Annotated in this window: 15 protein-coding genes and 1 pseudogene; 4 read left to right on the forward strand and 12 right to left on the reverse strand. The window is 70.4% G+C overall.

The window, feature by feature from the left end:
* From G6034_RS05240 to G6034_RS05270, 7 genes and pseudogenes are all read right to left on the reverse strand, one after another.
* Positions 1-218 (reverse strand): annotated as a pseudogene (locus G6034_RS05240) (hypothetical protein); the annotation flags it as partial.
* Positions 219-759: 541 nt separating this feature from the next.
* A complete protein-coding gene (locus G6034_RS05245) occupies positions 760-960 on the reverse strand; it encodes a hypothetical protein (RefSeq protein ID WP_176634060.1) in 201 nt (66 codons plus the stop codon).
* Positions 961-1,194: 234 nt separating this feature from the next.
* Positions 1,195-3,471 (reverse strand): FHA domain-containing protein, encoded by a 2,277-nt coding sequence (locus G6034_RS05250; protein WP_176634061.1) that lies wholly within the window; start codon positions 3,469-3,471, stop codon positions 1,195-1,197.
* On the reverse strand, positions 3,464-4,333 hold the full coding sequence (locus G6034_RS05255) for a PP2C family protein-serine/threonine phosphatase (RefSeq protein ID WP_176634201.1): 870 nt from the start codon (positions 4,331-4,333) through the stop codon (positions 3,464-3,466). Before G6034_RS05255 ends, G6034_RS05250 begins: the two co-directional genes overlap by 8 nt.
* A 101-nt stretch (positions 4,334-4,434) precedes the next feature.
* The gene (locus G6034_RS05260; RefSeq protein WP_176634062.1) at positions 4,435-4,866 is read right to left on the reverse strand and encodes an FHA domain-containing protein; all 432 of its coding nucleotides are present in this window, start codon (positions 4,864-4,866) and stop codon (positions 4,435-4,437) included.
* Positions 4,867-5,127: 261 nt separating this feature from the next.
* Positions 5,128-5,706, reverse strand: a complete 579-nt coding sequence (locus G6034_RS05265; RefSeq protein ID WP_176634063.1) for an RDD family protein — start codon at positions 5,704-5,706, stop codon at positions 5,128-5,130.
* A gap of 721 nt (positions 5,707-6,427) precedes the next feature.
* Complete coding sequence (locus tag G6034_RS05270; RefSeq protein ID WP_246295314.1) at positions 6,428-7,663, reverse strand: ROK family protein; 1,236 nt, start codon at positions 7,661-7,663, stop codon at positions 6,428-6,430.
* Between the two features lie 133 nt (positions 7,664-7,796).
* Between G6034_RS05270 and G6034_RS05275 the strand changes: the two genes are divergently transcribed.
* On the forward strand, positions 7,797-9,479 hold the full coding sequence (locus G6034_RS05275) for a glycoside hydrolase family 13 protein (RefSeq protein ID WP_176634064.1): 1,683 nt from the start codon (positions 7,797-7,799) through the stop codon (positions 9,477-9,479).
* Between the two features lie 498 nt (positions 9,480-9,977).
* Entirely contained in the window at positions 9,978-12,896 is a 2,919-nt protein-coding gene (locus tag G6034_RS20260) for an AAA family ATPase (RefSeq protein WP_176634065.1), read from the forward strand.
* Between the two features lie 118 nt (positions 12,897-13,014).
* On the opposite strand, the gene G6034_RS05285 is transcribed toward G6034_RS20260, so the two are convergent.
* The 5 genes from G6034_RS05285 to G6034_RS05305 all read right to left on the reverse strand — a co-directional run bounded on the left by G6034_RS05285 (position 13,015) and on the right by G6034_RS05305 (position 17,616).
* Complete coding sequence (locus G6034_RS05285; RefSeq protein ID WP_176634066.1) at positions 13,015-13,887, reverse strand: CE1 family esterase; 873 nt, start codon at positions 13,885-13,887, stop codon at positions 13,015-13,017.
* Positions 13,888-13,893: 6 nt separating this feature from the next.
* The gene (locus G6034_RS05290; RefSeq protein WP_218063603.1) at positions 13,894-14,673 is read right to left on the reverse strand and encodes an SGNH/GDSL hydrolase family protein; all 780 of its coding nucleotides are present in this window, start codon (positions 14,671-14,673) and stop codon (positions 13,894-13,896) included.
* A gap of 286 nt (positions 14,674-14,959) precedes the next feature.
* On the reverse strand, positions 14,960-16,039 hold the full coding sequence (locus G6034_RS05295) for an adenylate/guanylate cyclase domain-containing protein (protein WP_246295315.1): 1,080 nt from the start codon (positions 16,037-16,039) through the stop codon (positions 14,960-14,962).
* Positions 16,023-16,649 carry a PH domain-containing protein gene (locus G6034_RS05300; RefSeq protein ID WP_176634068.1) on the reverse strand — a complete coding sequence of 209 codons (627 nt, stop codon included), beginning with the start codon at positions 16,647-16,649 and terminating at the stop codon, positions 16,023-16,025. The genes G6034_RS05295 and G6034_RS05300 overlap by 17 nt, the downstream gene beginning before the upstream one ends.
* The gene (locus G6034_RS05305) at positions 16,642-17,616 is read right to left on the reverse strand and encodes a biotin--[acetyl-CoA-carboxylase] ligase (protein WP_176634069.1); all 975 of its coding nucleotides are present in this window, start codon (positions 17,614-17,616) and stop codon (positions 16,642-16,644) included. The genes G6034_RS05300 and G6034_RS05305 overlap by 8 nt, the downstream gene beginning before the upstream one ends.
* A 234-nt stretch (positions 17,617-17,850) precedes the next feature.
* Between G6034_RS05305 and G6034_RS05310 the strand changes: the two genes are divergently transcribed.
* The gene (locus tag G6034_RS05310) at positions 17,851-19,434 is read left to right on the forward strand and encodes an acyl-CoA carboxylase subunit beta (RefSeq protein ID WP_176634070.1); all 1,584 of its coding nucleotides are present in this window, start codon (positions 17,851-17,853) and stop codon (positions 19,432-19,434) included.
* A gap of 65 nt (positions 19,435-19,499) precedes the next feature.
* Positions 19,500-19,679 (forward strand): acyl-CoA carboxylase epsilon subunit, encoded by a 180-nt coding sequence (locus G6034_RS05315; RefSeq protein ID WP_343037942.1) that lies wholly within the window; start codon positions 19,500-19,502, stop codon positions 19,677-19,679.
* The last annotated feature ends 4 nt before the right edge of the window (positions 19,680-19,683 follow it).

Below are 19,683 nucleotides of genomic sequence, written 5' to 3' on the forward strand. Positions count from 1 at the left end.
TTCAGGGCGTCCACGTCCACACCGAACGGGCCACCGGAACCGGCGCCGGGACCGGCCGCCGCGCCGGGACCGGCCGCGGCGCCGGGGCGGGGGGACGGGGTGGTGGCGGCGCGGGCCAGGGTTTCGGCCAGGGCGATGAGGCGGCGGACGTGCCCGCCGCCGTCCCTGCCCTCCCGTGTGGGTCCGGGGTGTCCCGGTGTCCGTGCCGTTGCTTCCATGTCCCCCACATTACGGGGTGCCACTGACAAAACCAGATGATTATTCGAATATGTGTACCACCTTTTGTGTGGGTCCCCCTGTGCAGGGAGCACCACCAGAAAAGCCCCGTCCAGGGCCCGGCCACGCGGGCCCCGGCGGGCCCGCCCGGCCCGGTTGTCCCGGGCGTAATCATCGGGCCTCGGCCCGGACCTCGACGCTGCTGGTCACCGGGCCCGGCCACCTGTAGCAAGGGTCCGGCGGGCCCCGCCCGCCGGACGTGTACAACCGGGGGCATCCGACAAGCCCGGCCACGGGATCTCGACAGGCCCGTCCGCCGGGCCCACCCACCCGGGGCTGCACTACCAGCGATTGGGGGAGCGTTCCAGCATTCACCCCCACTTGCAACCGAGCGCCGGAGGAAAGTGCCCCACTTGCAACCGAGCGCCGGAGGAAAGTGCCCCACTTGCAACCGAGCGGTGGAGGAAAGTGCCCCGCTTGCAACCGAGCGATGCTTGGACGGGCGGGCCCTGGCACACGGGACCAGATCGATCACCGGAACGTCTACGCGCCGGCCATGGCGGCAATCTGGGTGCGGTTGACCAGGTCCATTTGGAGGACGGAGTCGCCAAACCCGGTGACGCCCTCAATGAACAAGGCCACGTCCTGCTCCCCTGATTCCACGAGTTCAAGAAGCCGTGCCAGTTCCGGCTCCACCCCGTCGTTGGCGGTAAACACCTCGTCCCAGACCGGCCTGCCGGCCACCGCCGACTTCCGCGAGCCGAGGCATGCGCGCCGGGTACCCGGCGTCTAACATTTCAGGGACTCCGCCGCGACTGCAGGGCCGTGGTGACGCCGGACCCGAAGAGGGCCAGCTGGACCTCGCCGTCGTCAATGAGGCCGCGGCCGATCCAGCTCAAACAGGTACCCGCCGGAGCCCAGGACCGGGAGGAACCTGAACCCGGGCATTTCCGGGCGGGGCGGGCGGACGCCTGCTGCTCACAAAAGCCCTTCGAACAGCAGCGAGACCCCGTCGCCCAGCTCGGCGATGTCGCCGTTGTGCAGGATGGCCTGTTCGCCCTGGCCGAGGCGGCGGGGGGCCTGCCCTTCGCGGACCAGGACGGTGCCGTTGGTGGCCTCCAAGTCAACCAGCAGCACATCCCAGCCATCCAGGCGGACCTCCACGTGGGACCGCGAAATGTCGCCGCTGGAGCTCTGCACCTGGACCAGGCGCGGCATCTCGCCGCCCATGACCCGGGAGACGAACGGCTGGCGGCCGATCACCAGCGAGTGGTCCAGGTCGATCAGCTCGCCCGTGGAGATGTGCATGCGGCCCAGGCGCGGCCTGCGCACCTCGCGTGCTTCGGAGTCGATCGCGGCACCGCACTCCGAGCACTTGGAGCGGCCGGGAGGGTTGGCATGGCCGGACGGGCAAAGCCGCGCCAGCACGGTGGGCCCCGTGGGTGGGCGCGATTCCAGCGGCGCGGTGGCCGGGGCGCCCCCGCTTTCGACCGCCCCGCCGTCGGCCGTTTCATCTCCGGCAGCCTCCCCGGGCATGAGCGTGTGGCCGTTGCGGTCCGTGTCCACGGCGCCGTCCGCGTCGCCTTGCGGGGCGGCACCGCCTCCGACGGAGTTGCCGTTGCCCCACGTCACCGAATCAATCTGGACGCCCGACGGCGGCTGCCAAGCGGGTGCCGGCACCTCCCCGGGTGCCTCCCCGGACGCCTCCCAAGTATCCGGGGCGCCGCCCGGGCCGCGGTCTTCGCCCGGCACGTCGCTTGGCTTCACAGGCAGCTGCCCCGCCGAGGGCGGCAGCTGCGGCTGCGGCGGGATGTTGGCCGCTGCCGGCCCCTCCACAGGCTCGGCAGTTTCTTGGCCGTTCCCGTCAAAGCGGATCGCCGCGTCCTCCTCGGAGCGCAGTTCGGTGGCGCCAAAGAGGTGGTCGTAGTTGGTGGTGTTGCCGACGTCGGCCGGTTCGGCGTCGGCACTGCCTGCTGCCCCGCCGGAATCGCCGGCCCCGCCCGAATCGCCGGCGTCGAACACGGCCGCAGCGGCTGGCACATCGTCGTGGTCCACGCGGGGGTAGTTGGTCTGCCCCAAGTCCTCCTCGGCCCCCGAATCCGGACCCTCGCCGAGGGTCACGGCGGAGGGGTGCAGTGCGGCATCGCGGCCGTCATCGTGGCCATCCTCGTGACCGGCTGCGTGGCCGGCGCCCCCGGCGTCACCGAATCCCTCATCCTCGCCGAGTTCGTGGCCTAGGACATGGCCGGTGTCATGGCCAAGTTCGTGGCCGGCGCCGTGCCCTTCGAAGTTGATGGCGTCCTGTTCGGAGCGGGAAGGCTCGTCCAGCTCAGCGTTCCACTCGGCGTCGGCGGCCATGGCGAAGCCGGCGTAGGCGTCTTCTTCAAGTTCCCCGTCGGCAGTTTCGACACCGGGCCCGGCCTCATCCGCGTCGACACCGGGCTCGGCTTCATGGCCGTCCCTGCCGGCGCCCTGGTCCAGGACTCCGACATCCACCGCCTCGGGGTCGCCAACTGAGGGGTCGCCAACTGAGGGGTCGCCAACTGGGGTGTCGCCACGATCGCCCGTCCCGCCGTGACTGGCTGCTGCATCCCTTTCCTTCGGCCCGCCGGCAGCGTCGAACGCAATGACGGGCGATCCACCGGCGTCGCCCAAGGTTCCGCCCAGCAGGGGTGAGGCAGGCTCCGGGGAGGGACCGGCGTCGTCCACGTCCAGGGGCACAGCCCCGGCCCCGACCACGGCACCTGCACCGGCACCTGCCCCCGCCCCGGCCGTACCCTGCCCGGCAGCGGTGTCCACCGAGGAGGGGACCCCGCGCCGCAACTCGGACAGCAGCACCACGGACTCGCCGACCGGCAGCAGGGGTAAATCGGGCCCTGTCGGCATATCGCCGTCGAGGGCAAGCACCAGCGCGTCGGGCAACGCCAGCGACCGTTCGCTCCAGGTGGTGACGTCGCGGCCGGAGACTTCGTCCGCGGTGCCGCCGGTTTCAACGGCCAGGGACATGCCGCCGCGCAGGATAACGTGCAGGCGGTCGCCGGCAACGAGGATGCCGAACGCCGGCATGCCCGTCAGGTCCGTGCCGAAATGCGAGGTCACGGCGTTGAGCACCCCGTGGATGGTGGGCGTGTCTCTGCCCAGGTACTGCCACAGCCAGTCCACCGTGGCGGGGTCGGTCCCGGCCTCCAGGACAATGACCGCGCCGGAGCGCACAATGCCGAACCATTGCCCGGATCGGTAGTTCGTGTCAGCCATGGTTCTCCTCGTGCGGAATGGTCGTCTCGTGGGCGGGGGCCGGCGGCTCCGCCTGTTCCGTGCCGTTGCCGGGCACGCGGGGCCGGGCGTCCTCCTCGGCCGTCAACGCGAACGGCTTGGTCATGGTTTCCGGGGCGGTCCCGTCCACATGGCTGGCGTCAACCACCACCACCGTGACGTTGTCCCGTCCGCCGGACCGCAGCGCGGCTTGGATGAGCGAGTCCACCACATCCTGCGGGTGGGGAAGGGTGATCAGTGCCCGGTGGATTCCCTCATCGCTGACCTCGCCGGTGAGGCCGTCGGAGCAGACCAGTATCCGGTCCCCGTCCTCGACCGGGACCAGCCAATAGTCGGCCTCGGTGTCCGGGCCGGTGCCCAGCGCACGGGTCACCACGTGGCGGCGGGGGTGGACCAGCGCCTCGGCCGGAGTGATTAGGCCGCCGTCCACCAGTTCCTGGACCTCTGAATGATCCACGCTGACCTGTCCGAAACTGCCCTGACTCAGCCGGTAGGTGCGAGAATCACCGACGTTGAACACCAGCCAATACGGCACCCCCCGCTCCTCCACCAGGACCACGCCCGTGACGGTGGTGCCGGCGCGTGCATGGCAAATCTCGCGGATCCTGGAGTCGGCCTGGCGCAGCGCCTGCTGCAGGTCCACGGCCGTGGCACCGCGCGATCCGGCGGCCAGCACGGTTTGCTGGCTGAGCACGCTGATGCACTCGCGGCTGGCCACCTCGCCCGCCTCATGACCGCCCATGCCGTCGGCCACCGCGAAGATGGGGTCGGCGGCCAGGAACGAGTCCTCGTTCAACTCTCGACGCAGCCCCCGGTCGGTGCCGAATCCAAAGCTGAGGGCCATGCCGTGCTGCCCGCCCGACGCCGGTGCCTCCTCCTGCTGTGCGCCCTGCCCGCCGCCGTTGGGCCAGTCGTTGGACCCGTCATCCGCGCCCGGCTCCACGCTCACGCGCGGTCCACCCGGAAGGAGCGGTCGCCGACGTGGACCGCGGCCCCAACGTCGGCCAGGGACGGCGTGCGGCCCTGAAGCTCGGACTTTTGTCCTGCAGCGTTGGTGCCGGTGCTTCCGTTTGTCGAATTGCTGTCGGTCACGCACAGGTCCTCGCCGGCGGCGCGGACCTGCAGGTGCGTCCCGGAGACGGACCTGTTGGAGTCCCGGATGGGGACCAGGTATTCAATCATCTCCCCATCGTATCCGGCGGGGTTGCGGCCAATGACGACCACGGACCGGGCAACTTCCGTGGTGCCGTCGTCGAAGGCAAGGCTCGGCCGGGCGCCTGCGGCGGCGGGCCGGACCCGGGTTTCGCCCAGATCGTCCGCTTCCGCGCCGACCGGGCCGGCGGCGGTGAAGCTGTCCGGCCCGCCTCCCGCCGTCATGTGCGGGGCCGGATCCTGTGGGGCCGGACCGTGTGGGGCTGGATCGCACAGGGCAGGATCGTGCCGGGCCGGCATCGAAAAGGGCGCGGTCGTGATGGGACCCGCAGCGGGGCCGGACCCGGCGTCGGGTCTGGCGGTGGCCGGGGCGGCCGGTGGTGCGAAGGGGCTGGCTTGGCCGGGCCCGGCGGCCGACGCCGCCGGTTTCCAGGGGTTGCGTCCGGTCCTGCCGTTGGAGACGGGGGTGTGTGCCATCCTGTCATGTCAGCCCTGCCTCCGGGCGTTGGCATCCCCGGCATTCGAGACGACCACCACCGAGCCCACATGGAACGCAATCGACGCCGCCGCGATGATCAAGTTGCGCAGGAAGGTGGCCGGCACGCTGGCCGGCAGCCCGTCCACGTGGGTGGTGCGCACGCCGAACGCGATGTTGCCGGGCACTTTGCCGGTCCTGGCCTCCCGGAACCACAACCACAGGACGTAGGCCAGAGACAGCACGGAGGCGATGCGACCCGGGACCGCCGGCCAGGAGAAGTCGATGGTCCGGAAGCTGTTGGACTCCTTGACCGACAGCAGGGCAGTGCCCGTGACCAGGGCGGTGCCCATCAGGATGGCGGGGAGGACGCCGTCGACCATCTTGGCTGCCAAGCGGCGTCCGGCAACCTCCATGGCCAGCCCGGCGGCGGCCAGCTGCGCATGGGCCGGGCAAGCCAGGGGAACGGCGCGCGGGGCCGGGGAGGCCGCGGGGCTGGTCACGGCCATCCCCCGCAGGGTGGAGAACGCCGAGCCCGCAGCCAGCTCCGCCCCGCAGTTACGGCAGCTTTCGGCCACTTTGCGCGCCATCTACCTTGCACCCCTTCGGGTCTTGTCCACCCTCAGTGCCAGCCACGACTGCTTCCCCATGTTGTCCGGACCGTCCGCGGCGGCGTCCTGCGGCGCCTTGCCCTTCCGAGGTGTCCTTCCATCGCTCAGCAGCGACCGCGGCGAGCACTTTGCCGCTTGCCGCTTGCCGCTTGCTACCGACCCTTTCCGGTCCCTCACAGAACGGTGCACGTGGAGCCAGAAGTCGGCGGCTTCACCCTCGCTCGGCCGGCCCGGCCCCAAGATGGAGGCGTCGGCACGTTGGGCGAGGACCGCCGGTGTGCGCGTCCGCGCTGGCACACCCGGCGCCCGGATCCACGTCCGCGCTGGCACACCCGGCGCCCGGATCCACGTTGCGATGACGATGGACCGGGCGTCGGCCGTTGGACTTGGGGTTGCAGCACTCATTTGCTTGCCAATCCCCGGTCAAATGTGGCACCCGTTGCGTGCCCCCGATGAACCGATGCCGCACGGTGCCGGCAACTGCGGCCTGGCGCGGCGGCGCGTGCCGGACCGCAGGCCGACAGCCCCGGGCAACACTGCACCGTGCCGTTTAGCGACTCACCGAGCCCTGCCTGTTCAACCCTTCCTGTTCAGCGCTGCCCGTCAACCGTCGCCGACTCACAGCTGTCTGTCCACGATCGAGGGCAGACCCGTGCAGGCGGCCCCAGGACAATCCGAGCGGATTGATCCGCCCGGTGTCCTAATCGTGTGTGGAGCGCACGGGCGCCGGGCCCGCCGCACGTGCCGGTACCAGGTCCAGCACGTTGTCCTCGACATGGTCAAGGGCCAGGCGCACCGCACCGAGCGTCACGATGGCATCGCCCAGCGAGGACACGGCAACACGCGGCGGCGTGGGCATGAACTTCGCCAGCTCCTCCCCCAAGGGTGCAAGCAGCGCGCGCGAGGATTCCGCCACGGCTCCGCCGATCACCACCAGTTCCGGGTCCATGAACGTCGCCAGCAGCGCGATGACGCGGGCCATCCGCCGGGCCACCGCATCCAGCACCCTTTGGGCGGGCGTGTCGCCGCCAGCCGCTGCTGCGAAGACGGCCTCGGCCGTCACCTGCCGTGGGGCCGCCGGACTGGCGCCACGGGCCGGGACGGCGACGCCGGCCGCCGCGAATTCCCGGGCCGCCAGCTCGCGCACCAGCGGGGCGATTCCGTCCGCCGTCCCCACGCCATTGACCAGTTCCAGCCGACCCACCTCGCCGGCGCGCCCCGACGCGCCGCGCAGCAGCCTGCCCGATTCCATCAGGCCAAAGCCGATCCGCTCGCCGGCGAGCATCACGGCGAGGTCGTCCAGCCCCACGCCGGCCCCCATCCAGTGTTCCGCCATGGCGGCCAGGTTGGCGTCGTTGGCCAGCAGCACGGGCCATCCGTAGCGTTCGCCAAGCTCTTCCGGGATGCCGATGTCAAAGTGTTCCCAGAACGCCTGGCTGTGCGGGATGTTGCCGTTCCGGTCCACCGGCGCGGCCAGTCCGACTCCGGCCGCCAGCACCTCCGCCGGAGCCACCCCGGCCCCGGCCAGGGCCGCGCCGATGGCGCGGTTCAAGGCGGCCACGCGTTCCGGAGCGCCACCCGCGAGGGCGCCCAGTATTTCGGTGGCCCTGGCCAGGATCCCGCCGCGCAGGTCCCCCACGACCACGGTGGTCTTCGCGACGCCAAAATCAATGCCCACCACGGCCCCCGCTCGCGCGTCAAACTCGAAGACGCGCGCGGGCCGGCCCTTTTGGGATGGCGGCCGCAGGGCCTGCAGCTCGCGGATCCAGCCTGCGTTGGCCAGGTCGTCGCAGACGGCAATGACCGTCGCCCGGGCCAGTCCTGTCGCCTCAATCAGGTCGGTGCCGGTAACTGCGCCGGAATGTCGCATGACGGCGAGCACCGCCCCCATGTTGGCGCGGCGCAGCTGCGCAGGAGTGCTTGCCGTTGCCCTCAAAATGCCCCTTGACTTGTCGCCGCCCGGTCGCGCTAATATTATCAGTATATAAATTTAGAATCTAAATAAAACAGTTCCGCCACATCCGGAGGCCGCCTTCCGGCAGCTCCGGCCCTACCCAGAAAAGGCAGCCATGCGCCCTTCCACCCTCCCCGCCGTCCTCCCGCAGGAGCTCGCCGCCGACCCCAACTGGTGGCGGCAGGCAGCGGTCTACCAGATCTACCCCCGCAGCTTTTACGACGCCAACGGCGACGGCCTCGGCGACCTCGCCGGCATCACGGCGAAGGTCGGCTACCTGAAGGACCTGGGCGTTGACGCCGTGTGGCTGAGCCCGTTCTACCCGTCCGAGCTGGCCGACGGCGGCTACGACGTTGCCGACTACCGCAACGTCGACCCGCGCCTGGGCACCCTGGCCGACTTTGACGCGATGACCGCCGCCCTTCACGGGGCCGGCCTGAAGCTGATCGCCGACATCGTGCCCAACCACTCCTCGGACCGGCACGAATGGTTCCAGGATGCCCTCGCGGCCGGAAAGGGCTCCCCCGCCCGCGCACGCTACATCTTCCGTGACGGCCTGGGCAGCACCGGCGAGGTCCCGCCGTCGGACTGGGTCTCCGTCTTTGGCGGGCCGGCCTGGACGCGCGTGCCGGACGGCCAGTGGTACCTGCACCTCTTCGCCCCCGAACAGCCCGACTTCAACTGGGACAACCGCGAGGTGCGCGACGACTTCCTGGCCACCTTGAAGTTCTGGTCGGACCGCGGCGTGGACGGCTTCCGCATCGATGTGGCGCACGCGCTCATGAAGGACCTGAGCGAGCCGCTCCCGTCCCAGGCGGCCATTGATGCGCTGGAGACGCTGCACAACGGCTCGCACCCGTTCTGGGACCGCGACGAAGTCCATGAAATCTATGCCGAGTGGCGCTCCCTGTTCAACCTGTACGACCCCCCGCGCACCGCCGTTGCCGAGGCTTGGGTGGACCAGAGCCGGCGCGCCCGGTACGCCACCACGGCAGGCCTGGGCCAGGCGTTCAACTTCGACCTGCTGCAGGCCGATTTCGATGCGGGGCAGTTTGCCGCGATCGTCTCGAAGAACCTCGCCGAGGCCGAGGCCACGGGCGCGTCCTCCACCTGGGTCTTCTCCAACCACGACGTCGTCCGGCACGCCACCCGCTACGGCCTGGCCCCGCTGGACGCGCCCGGCCAGGACGCGCCCGGCCAGGACGGCAAGGCGTGGCTGCTGGCTGGAGGGCCGGAATCCGGGCTGGACCGCTGGCGGGGACTGCGCCGGGCCCGTGCGGCCACCCTGTTCATGCTGGCGCTGCCCGGCTCCGCCTACCTGTACCAGGGCGAGGAACTGGGCCTGCACGAGGTAGCCGAGATTGCCGATTCCGCCCGCCAGGACCCAACGTTCTTCCGCAATGCCGGCGTTGAGGTGGGCCGCGACGGCTGCCGCGTGCCGCTGCCCTGGACGCCTGCGGGAAACTCCTTTGGCTTTGGCGACGGCCCCGCGCACCTGCCGCAGCCGGGATGGTTTGCCGACGTTGCCGTCTCCGTCCAGGACGCTGACCCGGCCTCCACGCTGGCCCTCTACCGCAGGGCCCTCGAATTGCGCCGCTCCCTTCAGACGGATGAAACGCTCGAGTGGGTGTCCAACGGCAGGGCCGAGCTGCTGCACTTCGTGCGCCCCGGCGGCTGGCAGGTCGTCACGAATTTCGGCGGCACCGCGGTGGAACTGCCCGAAGGGACGGTGGTGCTCAGCAGCGTCCCGCTCGACAATGGGCTGCTCCCGGCAGAGGCCACGGCCTGGCTCGCCTAGGTTGCCGTGGGCCGACCGCCGGCCGAAGTCCGGCCCCGGTCACGCAGGCAGCGGGAGGGGGTGCCCTCACGGTGCACCCCCTCCCGCTGCCTGCCCTACTCCCGTCAGGCCGGGGACTCAGCTTTCGGGCACCCAGGATGCGGCGGGCGCCCCGGCCCCCGTCAGGGAGTCACAGCGGACAAATTGGGCGCCGATCCTGGTCAACGCGCAGTGGTGGATCGCGGTGACTTGGACGGTTCCCTGCAGCGTTCCCGTGTCCTGCCGGGCAACGGCCGGCGCTGGTATGGCAATGGCCAAAATGAGGGCGGCGGCGGATAGGCCCGCCCATCTGGCCGCGCAATGTGGAGAATACATGTTCCTGCCCTTCCTTGGAGATGGATTGATGGCTCCACACTCCTCCGGAACACCCCGCGCGGCATCCGGATCGACCCCTTAGAAATTCGCATGGAGCCCTGATGTTTCCGGCCCACCCGTGCCTGACGGTGCGAAACTTGTAGGGTGGTCGGGAACGCGGGCGCCGATGGCGCGGACATCGTGGGGCGGACGGCAGAACTGGGTGCTCTGCGTGCGTTTCTGGCTGGCGCCGCCGCGGGCACGGCCGGGACACTCGTGGTGTGCGGGGACGCCGGCGTCGGAAAAACCGCCCTGGTGCAGCAGGCATGTAAATCCCCCTCATTCAACGGCTGGACCTTTGCCGGCGCCTGCCTGCCCTTGACGTCCATGACCGTCCCCTTTCTGGCGCTGCGAACGGCGTTCCGCGACGCCCCCCGGTTCGAGGGCGATGGGCGCCCGTCGCTGCCAAAGGCCGGCGAGCCACCACACGACGTGCCCGTCGCGATCGACGCGTGGCTTGATGTGCTCTGCCAGCGCCGGCCCGTGTCGCTCGTCATTGACGACCTGCAATGGGCGGACCAAAGCACCTTGGACGTGCTGATGTACCTGATTGCCGGTCCGGCCAACAGGCGCCTGGCCGTCATCGCCACCCTGCGAACCGGCGAAATTGGCGAGGACCATCCGCTGCAGCGCTGGCTCGCCGACGTCCGGCGCCTGCCCCGCATTGACTGGCTGGGGTTGGGACCCCTTGACCGCCTGGACACCGAAGCGCAGCTGGCACTCCTCCTGGGCGTTCCCGCGCACCAATCCCTGCTTCAGGAAGTCTTCTCCCACACGGCCGGAAACGCCTACCTCAACCGGCTGGTCGTCGCAGGCCTGGCACCGGCGGCACGCCATTTGCCGCCCGAACTGCCCGCAGACCTCAAGGCTGCCGTCCTGCGCTCGTGGCACAGCCTGTCCGCCGGGGCCCGCCGGCTCACGCAGCTTATGGCCGTTGGTGGCAGGCCGGTGCAAGCGGAGGACCTCGCCGCCGTGGCCCGGGCAGACACCCTGTCCGACCCCCTGTCCGACCCCCTGCCGGCATTGCTGCACGAGGCCGCCGATGCCGGCATTGTCGAGTGCAGCACGGACGGAGCGTACTGGTGGTTTCACCATCCGTTGATCGCCGAGGTCCTTGAACAAGGGGCCGACGCCGGGGAGCGCATGCGTTGGCATGCGGCATTTGCCGTCCGCGAGGAGAGCCGGCTGGCCGATCATGAACCGCCTGATTTTGAATCGCTGGCTGCACTGGCGGACCACCACTACACCGCCGGCCACAGCGCCGACGCCTACCGGTGGGCCCTGCGTGCCTCCGCCGCCGCGGGGCAGGCGGGCGGTGCGGCCGAAATGCTGCGCTTGCTGCGCCGCGCGGTGGACCTTCACGGCGTCCTGCCGGATGCGGCGGAGAGCCGGGAAGAGCTGCGGTCCAGGCTGCGGACCGCCGCGGAACAGAGCGGCGCCCAGGACGAGGAACTGGAAGCGGTGGAGGCACTGCTGGCGGGAATTGACAGCGGAGACCGGCCGCTCGACGCCGCCGAACTGTTGGTGCGCCGGACGCTGCTTCGCTTTTCCACGGGGCGGGAATTCCTCTCCAGCCACCAGCTGCACCTTGCTGTCCGGCTGGCCGGCACGGCACCCGACAGCTGGCAGTATGCCTATGCCCTGGCCGAATTTGCCCACGTCGGGCTGTGGAGGGGCGATCCCCAGGCGGAGGCACGCGCCGCAAAGGCACTCGCGGTTGCCTGGCAGGCAGGCAACCCCCGGGCCCTCTCCTACGCCCTGACCGCCAATTCCATGGCGGCGCTCATCGGCGGGCGTACCGCGGAGGCCCGCGTCCTGGCCGCGGAGGCGGCAGTCCCCGCGGTCCAGGCCCGGGATTTCTGGGCCCTGCTCCACGCCACCGTCTGGCAGGCCAACGCCACCGAGGCGTGGACCAGCCAGGCCTTCGCCGATCTGATGCGCGCCGGCAGGGAGCACCTGGCCGCGCTCGGGGCCCCGCATTCCTACATGTCAAAAATGGCCGCGGACGAGGCAAGCAGCTACCTGGCCATCGGCCGCTGGCAGGAATGCGCGCGGGCGCTTCGCGTGGCGCTGGGCTCGGACCCCGGAGCCATGGGCGACGTCGCCGCCCGGCTCACGGCCGCCCGGCTCGCGGCCTGGCAGGGGGGGCAGGACGAGGCCTCGTCGCACCTCGCCCGCGCCGAGGAACTCTTCGCCCACAAGTCCGGGTACAACAACCTCAGCTTCGACGCCGTCCGCGCCGAGGTACTGCTCGCGGCGGCCGATCCGCAGGCGGCCTACGCCGCGGCCACGGCAGGGGTCAACAAGGAGGGGCAGCACCCGACCATGTGCGAATGGCTCCTGCCCCTGGCCGCCAGGGCGCTGGCGGACCTTATCCAGGAGGCCACGGACGACGGCCGGCCGCCCGGCGGACTGCTCGCGCTCATGGATGGGCTGGTGGGCCGGTTCCCCTCCGTGCTGCGGGAAACCGGTACGGGCACCGAGCTGTACGAGGTGCAGATCGCGGCCTTTGACATGCTGTATTTGGCCGAGGTGGGCCGCGCCCGCAGGAAAGCGGGCATTGCCACTGACTGGATCCGCTCGGCCGACGCCTGCCAGGCGGCATCCCTTCGCTGGGAAGAGGTCTATTCGTGCTGGCGGGCCGCGGAGTCCCTCCTGCTGCATGGCCACTCCCAGCGCGGGCTGGCCACCACCGTCCTGCGCCGGGGGCTCACGCTCGCTGAGGAACTCCAGGCGGCGCCAATCCGGAAACTCCTGCGCAATCTGGCCGCGGGCGCCCGGATCGCCGTCGACCGTCCCGTTGCCGGCGACCCGGCCCCGGGCGATGCTGCGCCGCCGGGGCTCACGCAGCGTGAGCGCGAGATCCTCGCATTCGTCGTGGCCGGACGCACCTACGCGGAAATTGCCGAAGCCCTGGTGATCAGCGAAAAAACCGTCAGTTCGCACATCTCGAACCTGCTGCGAAAGACGGGCGCCGCCAACCGCCTGGACCTGGCCCGGCTCGCGCGCCGCGCCGCCCGCTGAACCGCAGGCCGCCGTCACCCGCACGCCGGCACCCACGCCGGCCCCCGCACGCCGCACGGCTGGATCGCAGCCCACGGCGGGATCCCAGCCAGCGGCGGGGCTCAGCTCCGCTGCGCAGTCATTGCCGGAGCGCGGGGAAGAAGTCCGCGACGGCTTCCACCGCGCTGAGGTCCTGCGTGGTCCGGCCCAGGACAAAAATGGCACGCTTCCGCCGGTTGGGCACCACATGCCCGCCGCCCACCACGGTGTACAGGGTCACGGGTAGGCGGCCTTCCTGGGTGTAACGGCGGGCCCGGACCGAGGTCCGCCCGCTCTCGGGCCGGTGCGGCAACACCGTTTCCACTGGCGCGTCGGTGATGCCGTTGCGGTGCGCGAAATACCGTGCCGTCTCCGGCGCCGACGGTCCCGGGTTGCGGGCCCACCGGCCCCACAATCTGCCCTCGCCGCGGTAGGGCACCACCCGGTCGCGGGTTCCGTGGATGAGCAGCACGGGCAGCGGCAGGTGTTTGTCCGCAAAGGCCAGGCCGCCGGGGCGGGGCAGGGTGGCACTGACTATTGCCGCGCCGTCGAGCTTGTCAGGGATCTCATGGATCAGGCGGATCACCATTTGGCCGCCATTGGAGTAGCCGGCCGCAATCACCGGGATGGGTCCGTACAGCGCGTGAAAGTGGTCCGCGAGGGCCGTCAGGAAGGCGACGTCGTCCACCGTGTTGGCGTCCCTGGCGGCGTGGTTCCAGGCCTTTTTCAGCCCGTCCGGGTAGACCACGGCCACCTTTCCGCCCGCCGCAAGCGTGTCAAAGCTTTGCCCGCTGAACGCACGGACCTGCATCCCGCTCTGGCTCGATCCGTGCAGCACCAGCAGCACGGCCGACGGCGCCGCCGCCTCGGCGCCAGCCGCCGTTGCCGTCCAAAACGTGCGCGTGTGCCCGTCCACCGCGATGGTCTGGCTGCTGATCCGGGTGCCCGGCCGGGCCCGCGTTCGGGAACTCATTGCTGCCTACTTCGACGTTGGAGTGGGCGCCGGCATGGCGGGAACTTCTTCGCTGATGAGCTTCTCCAGCTGCGCCTGCAGGTAGCGCTGGCCCGCCGCCGACGGGTGGTCGCCGTCCGGCCCGACCAGTTCGGCCGCCTGGCCGATGAACCAGCCCTGCGCGATCGGGTCTACAAACAGGGCACCGGCGCGGGAGGCGGCCTGCTTCAGGGCATCCCTGACGGCAAGCCGCGCGGCCTCCGGCGAGGTTGTGTACGACGGCGGGCCCACCGCCAGGACGACGGCGTGGGGCGACTTGGCCTTGACCGCGTCAAACGCTGCCTCCGCCGCGGCACGAATGTCAGCCTTCGAATTTCCCATGTCGTTCTCCGAGCCGAAGAACGCCACGATCTGGGTGTCCGGGGTCACGGCCCCCTTCACCTGGGAGACAAAGGTTGAATTGTTGTCCCCGACAGTGACATAGCCGCTGCCGTTTTGGGAGACATTGACGACGTCGAAGTTGTCTTCCGGGTTCAGGGGCGTCGCGTCGATGAGGCTGGGCCACGCGTCCGCGACCGAGCTGCCCATGCCGGTGCTGAAGGAATCGCCAACCACCACCACCTTGTGGGGCTCGGCCTGTGAGGCCTTGCTCGCGGCGGGGTAGGCGTTGTTGCCTGCGGCCAGGCCCGCGCCCGCGCAACCGGAGAGGGCCAAAACGCCGGCCAGCACCAGTGCGAGAACAACGGCAGGGTGGCCTGGGCGCCGGACCGTTTCCGCCTTGCCGCCGCCGAAAGCAGGTGACCCCACCGCCAAACCCATATCAGTCATCCTCACTTCGAATCCATGCGGACCGAGCCATGCACGGCCGGCTAAAACCCTGTCCGACCGACCGGGCCGGACGGTGCCGCCTCTGCAATTCAGCCGTCGGGTGCCAGCCTAGGCCCGCCACCTTGGCGTTTCCCGTAGATGTGCCCCTTGCTTGCCGGTTCCCGGCCCGGCCACCCGGATCGTCCCATCCGCGCCGGTTCCGCCGCGCCGGGAGCGTCAACGCGCCCGCCGCGCCGGGAGCGTCAACGCGCCCGCCCCGCGGCAGTCAGTCGACGACGATGCCCTGCCCCTGGCCGCGCTGCAGCAGCACCGGGGAAATCTCGCCGAAGCCGCGCACGTGTTCCATGGGGAGCCCGGTGAGGATGAAGCGGTCGTCGCCGGCCAGCGCCGTGGCCGTGACGGAGTCCACCAGCACGGTGCCGGGCTCGGCCAGCGAGGTCAGACGGGCGGCCAGGTTCACGGTGGGGCCGTAAATGTCGCCCAGGCGGGACAGCACGCGCCCCCACACCATGGCCACCCGGGCTTCGGGCAGGAAATCGTCCGCCGCCATGGCCTCGGCCAGCGCGAGCGAGATTTGGGCGCCCGCCACCGGGGTCTCGCAATTGAACAGCACTTCGTCGCCAATGGTCTTGACCAGGCGCCCGCCGCCCACGCTGATGATCTCCGCGCAAATGTTTTCAAACCTCTGCACCAGCTTGGCCAGGGTCTTTTCATTCATGCGCCGCGACAGCGAGGTGTAGCTGACCAGGTCGGCGAAGCCCACGGCGCGGGCCAGGGGCAGCGGGGTGTCGTCCTCGTCGCCTTCGCGGCCCAGGGCGCTCTCGGCCAGGCCCTCGGCCGCGCGGACGGCCAGCCGCTGAATGCCGGCGTTGAGCTGGCGCCGGTAGGAATACACCAGCAGTTCCTCGAGCGGCTTGATCAGGTTCGGCAGCTCGGACACCACGGCGCGCCGCGCTTCCGCGTCGCTGACGCCGTGCTCCGCGACCAGGTCCTCAACCAGTGCCTCAATTTGCCAGACGGCCATCCGGTCGGTCATCTGGCCGATGGACCGGGTCACGGAGATGGCTGTCTCCTCCGTCAGCAGCCCCTCCCGGACCATGGTCACCACAATGCTCAGCGCGTCCTGGTCGCGCGGGGTGAAGGCAACGTCGTCGTCCCCCAGGTTGGGGAAGCCCATGGCGCGCCAAATCTTGCGCGCCGAAAGCAGCGACACCCCGGCTCCGGCGGCGACGTCGCGCCGCTTGAGCGTGCGCTCGCCGCCCAAAAGCTGCGCTTCCAACGCCTTGGTCTGGCTCCGCGAGGCGGGCGGGAGCAGCGGCACCGGAGGATCAATGGTCTCTTCCAAGCTTGCGCAGCTCCTTTCCAGTCAAGTTGTTTTTCATGCCGTCCACATCGGAGCCAACCCCATCAGCGTAGTACGCCGCACCGGGAGCCTGCTGGAAGGACTCCCTGAACAATTGTGTCCAGACGCGGTGTGCGTGGTTCCGGAATTCCGCGACGTGCGGCACCTCGTGGACGGTCCGCACGCCGCCCGCCGCCAGGTGGAAGTCCAGGTCCCCCGCACCAACCAGGCGCTGGCGCAGCTTTTGGCGCATGGCCATGCTCTCCACGCGCGCCAGGTAGAAGTCCTCCTGCTGCCGGCGCAGCCTTCCGCGGCGCACCACCACGCGCTGGTCGGTCAGCACATAGGTGGTGTTGGCCCAGCGGACCACGCGGCGCAGCGGATACGTCACCAGCAGCAGCCCCACCGCCGTCAGCAGCAGGACAATGGCCGGCTGCCGCAGCTCCGCCGCCTGCGGCGCCCAGCCGGCAAACTGCGCCGGCTGCAGCTTGGCCAGCCCTGCGGACGCCGCCATGACCAGCAGCAGCCCCACGGCGACGGGGCAGGCCAGTATCCGCGCATGCGGGCGGCACACCAGCTGCACCTGCTCCCCGTCCGCCAGCCACCTACGCATAGTCCACACCGCCGCCGTGCCCGGCGCGGCGCAGGTGCACCACGTCGCCGGCCCTGACGGTGTGCACGGTCCCGCCCGCATCGCGAAGCTCCAGGTCCCCCTCCGGGCCAAGCCGGACGGCAGTGCCAAAAAGCATGGTGCCGCCGGGCAGCTCCGCCCGCACCTCCGTGCCGAGCGTGGACATCAGGCCGGACGCCAGGGCGTGCACGGACCCGCCGCCGGCCAGAGGTTGCAGCGCGTCGCCGCCCACGGCCACAAAGTCGCGGTACAGCGCGGCCAGGCGGCACAGGTAGGCGGGCAGCAGGGTGTTCCGGTCCGCCGCGGCGCCCGTTTCCAGTTCCAGCGACGTGGCCCGGTCCACGGGCAGCTCCGCGCGTTGCTGGCTGATGTTCACGCCCATCCCGACGACGACGGCGGGATCCGGCCTGCCGCCGTCGTGCGCCGGGGTGCCTGTGGCGCCCCGGGCGGCCGCCCCGGAGACAGCCGCCCCGGGGGCGGGGGCGGAGGGTGCCACCAGCTGGGCGAGGATGCCGGCCAGCTTGCGGCCATGGAGCAGGACGTCGTTGGGCCACTTGAGGACAGGCTCGGCGCCGGTTTCCGCGGCCACGGCCTGGCACAGGGCAATCCCGGCCACCACCGAAAGCCAGGCATGGCCGGCCGGGGCAAAGGCGGGCGCGCCGGGGTGCGCGGAAGCATCGGTGGGCCGGAAGAGGACGCTGGAGATCATGGCGGCGCCGGCGGGCACCTCCCAGACACGGTCCAGGCGGCCCTTGCCGGCCACCTGGGAATTGGCGACCAGCACGCTCAGGTCGGGCCAGGCACGGGGGTCCCTTGCCGCTCCGGCGGCCAGGTCAGCGTTGGTGGAGCCGGTCTCCGCCACGACGTCGACGCGGCGAAAGGGTCCGCGGGGGCGGACCAGCGCAGCAGTGAGCGCACGTTCGTCCAGTGTGGGGAGAGTGCGGCTCATGGCAGCAATCTTATCCGGCGCGGGCCGCACGCCGGAGCAGGACGCCGGAGCAACCCGCAGGCGGCGGCGCCCGGCCCGGATGCGGTGGAGGAACTGCGGTTCGCCGTGGCCGACTTTGTAGGGTCTCCACACAGGCGCGGGCCAAGTCCGTCATTAGACTGTCAGTAGTGTTTGCCCTTTTGTGCGGTTCCCACTTAAGGGAAGCAAGCTGCCATCTATCGAGCCGGAGTACCTATGAGCCACGACCTTTCGACAACTGCAGGCAAGATTGCCGATTTCCGTGACCGGCTGGCCCGGGCCGCGGTGCCTTCCGGCGAGGCGGCCGTCGAAAAGCAGCACGCGAAGGGCAAGCAGACGGCCCGCGAACGCATCGACCTCCTCGTGGACCCGGACTCCTTTGTGGAATTTGACGCGCTCGCCGTGCACCGCTCCCACGCCTTCGGCATGGAGAAAAAGAAGCCGCTGGGCGACGGCGTGGTCTCCGGCTACGGCACCGTGGACGGGCGGCTGGTGGCGGTGTACAGCCAGGACTTCAGCGTCTACGGCGGTTCGCTGAGCCAGGTCAATGGCGAAAAGATCGTCAAGGTCCAGGAGTTCGCGCTGCGCAACGGCTGCCCCGTGGTGGGCATCAACGACGGCGGCGGCGCCCGCATCCAGGAAGGCGTGGCCTCGCTGGCCATGTTCGCGGACATCTTCCGCAACAACGTCCACGCCTCCGGCGTCGTCCCGCAGATCTCCCTCATCATGGGCCCGTGCGCCGGCGGCGCCGCGTACTCCCCCGCCCTGACCGACTACGTGGTCATGGTGGACAAGACCTCGCACATGTTCATCACCGGCCCCGACGTCATCAAGACGGTGACGGGCGAGGACGTGGACATGGAAACCCTGGGCGGTGCCCGCCAGCACAACACCACCACCGGCACGTCCACCTACCTGGCCACGGACGAGGCCGACGCCATCGAGTTTGTGCGCGAACTGCTGGACTTCCTGCCGTCGAACAACCTGGCCGAGGCCCCCGTCACCGAACACGAGCAGGAACCGGAGCCCGACGGCGGCGACCACGCCCTGGACGCGCTCATCCCGGACTCCGCCAACCACCCCTACGACATGCGCCGGGTCATCGAGCAGATCATCGACGACGGCCACTTCCTGGAGATGCAGGCCCTGTACGCGCCGAACGTCATGATCGGATACGGCCGCGTCGAAGGCCACACGGTGGGCATCGTGGCCAACCAACCCATGCAGTTCGCCGGCACCCTGGACATTGCCGCGTCGGAGAAGGCCGCCCGCTTTGTGCGCCACTGCGACGCATTTAACATCCCCCTCATCACCCTGGTGGACGTCCCCGGCTTCCTGCCCGGCAAGGACCAGGAATTCCAGGGCATCATCCGCCGCGGCGCGAAGCTGCTTTACGCCTATGCCGAGGCCACCGTGCCGAAGCTGACCGTCATCACCCGCAAGGCGTATGGCGGGGCGTACATCGTCATGGGCTCAAAGAAGCTCGGCGCCGACCTCAACCTGGCCTGGCCCACAGCCCAGATCGGCGTCATGGGCGCCCAGGGCGCCGTCAACATCCTCTACCGCCGGGACCTCGCCGCGGTGGAGGCCGACGGCGGCGACGTCGAGGCCCGCCGCGCGGAGATCGTCCGCGACTACGAGGAAGAGCTGCTGAACCCGTACCAGGCCGCCGAGCTCGGCTACATCGACGCCGTCATCGCCCCGTCCGACACCCGCCTCCAGCTCATCAAGGGCCTGCGGGCGCTGCGCGACAAGCGGGCCAGCCTGCCCGCCAAGAAGCATGGGAACATCCCGCTGTGAGCAACGAACCCGAAGTGCCGGCTCAGCCGTCGTCAGTCGAGTCACAGACGGAGCCTTTTCTTTCGGTGACCCGCGGGAATCCGAGCGCCGAGGAGCTCGCGGCCGTGGCCGCCGTCGTGCTTGCACTGGAGGGAGGCACGGAGGCGGCTCCCAGGCGGCCGGCGGTCCGGGCGTGGGCGCGGCGCGCGCAGCTGCACCTGCCGCCCCGGCCGGGCGCGGGCGCGTGGCGGCGGTCCGGGCGCTGAGCTG

Source organism: Arthrobacter wenxiniae, assembly GCF_013376105.1.
Classification (GTDB): Bacteria; Actinomycetota; Actinomycetes; order Actinomycetales; family Micrococcaceae; genus Specibacter; species Specibacter wenxiniae.

What these genes read in the sequence shown, in the direction of transcription:
- G6034_RS05250 (WP_176634061.1), bottom strand. Translation starts at nt 3,471, where the DNA reads ATGGCTGACACGAACTACCGATCCGGGCAATGGTTCGGCATTGTGCGC.
- G6034_RS05255 (WP_176634201.1), bottom strand. Translation starts at nt 4,333, where the DNA reads ATGGCCCTCAGCTTTGGATTCGGCACCGACCGGGGGCTGCGTCGAGAG.
- G6034_RS05260 (WP_176634062.1), bottom strand. Translation starts at nt 4,866, where the DNA reads ATGACGGCGGGAGGCGGGCCGGACAGCTTCACCGCCGCCGGCCCGGTC.
- G6034_RS05265 (WP_176634063.1), bottom strand. Translation starts at nt 5,706, where the DNA reads ATGGCGCGCAAAGTGGCCGAAAGCTGCCGTAACTGCGGGGCGGAGCTG.
- G6034_RS05275 (WP_176634064.1), top strand. Translation starts at nt 7,797, where the DNA reads ATGCGCCCTTCCACCCTCCCCGCCGTCCTCCCGCAGGAGCTCGCCGCC.
- G6034_RS05285 (WP_176634066.1), bottom strand. Translation starts at nt 13,887, where the DNA reads ATGAGTTCCCGAACGCGGGCCCGGCCGGGCACCCGGATCAGCAGCCAG.
- G6034_RS05300 (WP_176634068.1), bottom strand. Translation starts at nt 16,649, where the DNA reads ATGCGTAGGTGGCTGGCGGACGGGGAGCAGGTGCAGCTGGTGTGCCGC.
- G6034_RS05305 (WP_176634069.1), bottom strand. Translation starts at nt 17,616, where the DNA reads ATGAGCCGCACTCTCCCCACACTGGACGAACGTGCGCTCACTGCTGCG.
- G6034_RS05310 (WP_176634070.1), top strand. Translation starts at nt 17,851, where the DNA reads ATGAGCCACGACCTTTCGACAACTGCAGGCAAGATTGCCGATTTCCGT.